This is a genomic window from Xylophilus sp., assembly GCA_009914555.1.
GTDB lineage: Bacteria > Pseudomonadota > Gammaproteobacteria > Burkholderiales > Burkholderiaceae_C > WNDY01.
This window is the reverse complement of sequence record WNDY01000122.1, coordinates 1-3,844: the sequence shown is the minus strand read 5'-3', so window position 1 is coordinate 3,844 and position 3,844 is coordinate 1. Positions and strand designations below refer to the sequence as shown.

General features: G+C 52.4%; 6 protein-coding genes. 3 read left to right on the top strand and 3 right to left on the bottom strand.

All coding sequences use genetic code 11. From position 1 onward, the window contains the following. From GAK38_RS23615 to GAK38_RS23605, 3 genes are all read left to right on the top strand, one after another. A partial coding sequence (locus GAK38_RS23615; protein WP_325347320.1) for a transposase occupies nucleotides 1–255 on the top strand: 255 nt, incomplete at its 5' end. 114 nt (nucleotides 256–369) lie between these two features. Further along, the gene (locus tag GAK38_RS23610) at nucleotides 370–1,038 is read left to right on the top strand and encodes an AzlC family ABC transporter permease (RefSeq protein WP_325347319.1); all 669 of its coding nucleotides are present in this window, start codon (nucleotides 370–372) and stop codon (nucleotides 1,036–1,038) included. Then, nucleotides 1,035–1,382: an AzlD domain-containing protein gene (locus GAK38_RS23605; RefSeq protein ID WP_325347318.1), complete on the top strand. Its 348-nt coding sequence runs from the start codon at nucleotides 1,035–1,037 to the stop codon at nucleotides 1,380–1,382. Before GAK38_RS23610 ends, GAK38_RS23605 begins: the two co-directional genes overlap by 4 nt. Nucleotides 1,383–1,394: 12 nt before the next feature. Here the strand turns inward: GAK38_RS23605 and GAK38_RS23600 are convergent, their stop codons facing one another. From GAK38_RS23600 to GAK38_RS23590, 3 genes are read right to left on the bottom strand one after another with little or no spacing between them, the layout of a single operon-like run. Then, nucleotides 1,395–1,817 (bottom strand): HIT family protein, encoded by a 423-nt coding sequence (locus GAK38_RS23600; protein WP_325347317.1) that lies wholly within the window; start codon nucleotides 1,815–1,817, stop codon nucleotides 1,395–1,397. Nucleotides 1,818–1,857: 40 nt separating this feature from the next. Then, nucleotides 1,858–3,045, bottom strand: coding sequence for a GNAT family N-acetyltransferase (locus tag GAK38_RS23595; RefSeq protein WP_325347316.1), 1,188 nt, complete (start codon nucleotides 3,043–3,045; stop codon nucleotides 1,858–1,860). Between the two features lie 14 nt (nucleotides 3,046–3,059). Further along, nucleotides 3,060–3,785 (bottom strand): glycerophosphodiester phosphodiesterase, encoded by a 726-nt coding sequence (locus GAK38_RS23590; RefSeq protein WP_325347315.1) that lies wholly within the window; start codon nucleotides 3,783–3,785, stop codon nucleotides 3,060–3,062. Nucleotides 3,786–3,844: the final 59 nt, after the last annotated feature.

Genomic DNA, 3,844 nt, shown 5'->3' with positions numbered 1-3,844 from the left:
GGCAGTCACAAGTCGGCAACCATCCGTCAGTTGATCAAAGCCGCCGGTGCGCGGCTCTGGTTCCTGCCGCCCTATTCGCCGGACCTCAATCCGATCGAACAGGCCTTCTCCAAGATCAAGCATTGGATAAGAAATGCACAAAAGAGCACCATCGACGACACATGGCGCCATATCGGCAGCCTGGTCGAAACCATCCAGCCCGCCGAATGCCAGAACGATCTCGAAAATGCCGGATATGGTTCCGTTAAAAGATGAAAGGCTCTAGTTTGAAGCATGTCTTCGAGTCTTTCCCCCAGTTCCGACCAACAGTCAGCAGAGCAATCTGGCCATCTTGGCTGGTTTTTTCGCGGTACGCGCCGAATAGTGAGCGTGTCTGCCATTTTACTGATGAGTTCCTTTATTGGCTTTTCAGGGCTGGCAATTGAAAGTGGAATAACGGTTGGGCAGGCGGTGTTTATGACACTGACCATTTGGGCTCTCCCTGCAAAGGTGGTGCTCATTGCCGCGATCAGCGCCGGGGTATCAATTCCCGCAGCGGCCTTGGCTGTCGGATTGTCGTCTGCTCGCCTTATGCCGATGGTGGTGGCGCTTTTACCGGAATTGAAAGGCCCAAAGACACGCAAGTTGACACTTGCGGCCCTATGCCATTTTGTGGCGGTGACGGCCTGGGTCATGGCAATGGAAGAGCTGCGTAACGTGCCGCGCAATATGCGGACCAGCTATTTTGCAGGCATCGGCACTGTTCTTGTCGGCACGAATGCGCTTGTGGTCGCCCTGGTTTATATGCTGTCGGCATCTTTTCCACCTGTAGTGTTTGCAGCGCTTTTCATGCTCACGCCGATGTATTTTCTAACGTCGCTCTGGAGATCGGCGCGCGAACGGGCAGGGCAGATTGCGATGGTTTCGGGCATCGTGCTTTTCCCGATCTTCCACCAGTTTGCACCGGACTATGATCTGCTTCTGACTGGTATTTTCGGCGGGCTGATTTCATTCGCCTTTCACCGTTCGCGCAAGGCGAGCAAGGAGGCTCTGCAATGAATTGGGATAGCTATTCCGATTGGTGGTGGCCGCTTGTATTCATTCTGCTTGCAGGAGAGCTTCCAACATACATCTTCCGCGTCATGGGAGTGGTTGTCGGTGGCAGGGTACGTGAGGATTCGGAGGTTCTGGTGTTTGTGCGCTGTGTTGCGACGGCACTCGTTGTAGGCGTGATCGCACAGCTTATTCTGTATCCGAACGGGGAGCTCGCAAACTCCCCGATGTGGCTTCGTGTTGGATCGGCAGCTGCCAGATTCGTCGCTTATCTTATCGCGGGCAAGCGCTTACTTGTCGGTATTGTGGTGGCAGAAGCGCTGCTGATTGCCGGATTGTTGAGCTTATAAAAATTATTTTTATCAAAGTACTGCACGAATTTTCTCAGCATTTGCTGTAAGAACGGCTGCATTTTCCATTTTTCCGGTATGAGGCTTCAGTTCTACACCTTCAAAACGCGGGATGACGTGGAAGTGCAGGTGGTAAACTGTCTGGCCTGCTGCCGGTTCGTTAAACTGAATGACAGTGACGCCATCCGCGTCAAAAGCCTTCTTCACGGCATTTGCGATCTTCTGCACGGCTTTGATGGCTTCGGCGAGCGCTTCCGGCTTTGCATCAAGCAGGTTGCGTGAAGAAGCTTTTGGAACAACCAGCGTGTGGCCGGTTTCCTGCGGCATGACATCCATGAATGCCACAACATCATCCGTTTCATAGACGCGCGTTGACGGAATTTCGCCGCGCAGGATTTTTGCAAAGATGTTGTTGTCATCATAGGTGGCGGACATGCTGTTCTCTCCAGTTCAGTCTCTTGTTCGGTTGTTATCGTCATGCCAGCTTGAAGGGCGTGTGCTCTTCCAGTGCTGCATGTATCTGATCGACTTCTCGCCGTTCACGTTCCAGATAGTCGCTGACAGCGCGGCGGAAACCTTCATGCGCAATATAATGCGCGGAATGGGTCGTAACAGGCACATAGCCACGCGCAAGCTTGTGCTCGCCCTGTGCACCTGCTTCCACAACCCGTAATTTGCGATAAATCGCGAAGTCTATCGCCTGATGATAGCAAACCTCAAAATGGAGGTATGGGTGATCCTCAATACAGCCCCAGTGACGTCCATAAAGTGTATCGCTGCCGATGAAATTGATCGCACCGGCAATGTAACGACCATTACGTTTCGCCATGACCAGCAGGATATCCTGCGCCATCGTTTCGCCAATCAGCGAGAAAAACTTGCGGTTGAGATAGGGGCGGCCCCACTTGCGGCTGCCTGTATCAATATAGAATTCATAAAAGTCATCCCAGACCGATTCCGTCAGCTCCTTGCCGGTCAGCCAGTCGATTTCGATGCCTTCTGAAAGCGCCTCTCGGCGTTCTTTTTTGAGAGCTTTGCGTTTTCTTGACACAAGCTCATTTAGAAAATCATCATAATTGGAAAAGCCATTGTTTATAAAATGAAACTGCTGATCGGTTTTATGCAGAAAACCGGCTGCTTCGAGCGATAAAATCTCGTTCTGGGGTGCGAATGTAACGTGAGCAGAAGAAGCGCCTGTCTGATCAGTGAGTTGCCGCAGCCCCGTCGCGAGAGCAACCTGGATGGCTTCGGGTTCAAACGCCCGATGGTGAAACTGGCGCGGGCCGGTTGCGGGTGTGAACGGAACTGATGCCTGAAACTTGGGGTAGTAACGCCCGCCTATGCGTTCAAAAGCATCTGCCCAGCCGTGGTCGAATACATATTCGCCCTGACTATGGCCTTTCAGGTAATTGGGAATTGCCCCGATAAGATAACCCTGATCGTCCTCGAGGCGGATATAGTGAGACAACCAGCCAGCCTGTTGTGACACGGAGCCTGATTGTTCCAGCGCTAGAAGAAATGCGCGGGAAATAAACGGATTATAATTGCCATCCTGCCGGGAAGTTTCGGCAAGATGGTTCCATTCGTCTTCCGAAAAGTCGCCAATGCTTTCAACGATGCGAAGAGCGAAGCTTTGCTCAGTCTGCTTCTCGTTGTCACTCATGGCAAAATGTCCTGTTAAGCGACCAGTGCGCGCGGATCGAAGCCTTCAAAGGTGATCTGATCCACGTTGAGATCGCTATGCTTTTTCATTTCTGCATCGCGTACTGTCCAGCTGATAACCGGAAGGTCAAGCTTTTCACGCACGAAGCTGACGAACGGGTTCGGCAGGTGATGTACATTATAGGATACAAAGAAAATCTGATGCGCGAGCATTGAGAAATGTGCTTCGAAATTCTTTGCACGCGTGCCTTCGGCTGTCAGGCCTCCCGGGATGCCGGGAGCGTCGCTTGCAAACAGTCGAACCAGATGATGGTCGAAAGACATGATTGCAGCTTCGCCTTTATAAGAAGCGAGTTCTTTTGCAACAGCCGCTACGAGACCATCATCACGGCCTTCAATGCCCTTCAGCTCAATCACGGCAGGCACGCGGCCAGCAATCAGATCAAGCATCTGTTTGAGCGTTGGCGCGCGATCAGCGGTGCCGCCAATATGAAGCTCAGTAGCCTCTGCGAGCGTCAGATCGCTGATACGGCCTTCGCGTCCCGTAAGGCGCTTGAGGTCGTCATCATGAAACACGATGACGCCGCCGTCTTTGGTCAGATGCACGTCGCATTCAATCGCAAAGCCGGCTTTCGCTGCTGCATCAAAGGCTGCGAGCGTGTTTTCCCAGCGCTCTTTATTGAGATCGTGGAGGCCACGATGCGCAATTGGCTGTTTCTTGAGCCATTCAGGAGATGACATTATGCAACCTCGATGATTGCTTCGATTTCAACCGGTGCATTCAGCGGCAGGCTTGCAAC

Bases quoted from the DNA above. Each gene is read 5' to 3' on its own strand.
- GAK38_RS23600 (WP_325347317.1), bottom strand. From the start codon at position 1,817: ATGTCCGCCACCTATGATGACAACAACATCTTTGCAAAAATCCTGCGC.
- GAK38_RS23590 (WP_325347315.1), bottom strand. From the start codon at position 3,785: ATGTCATCTCCTGAATGGCTCAAGAAACAGCCAATTGCGCATCGTGGC.
- GAK38_RS23595 (WP_325347316.1), bottom strand. From the start codon at position 3,045: ATGAGTGACAACGAGAAGCAGACTGAGCAAAGCTTCGCTCTTCGCATC.
- GAK38_RS23605 (WP_325347318.1), top strand. From the start codon at position 1,035: ATGAATTGGGATAGCTATTCCGATTGGTGGTGGCCGCTTGTATTCATT.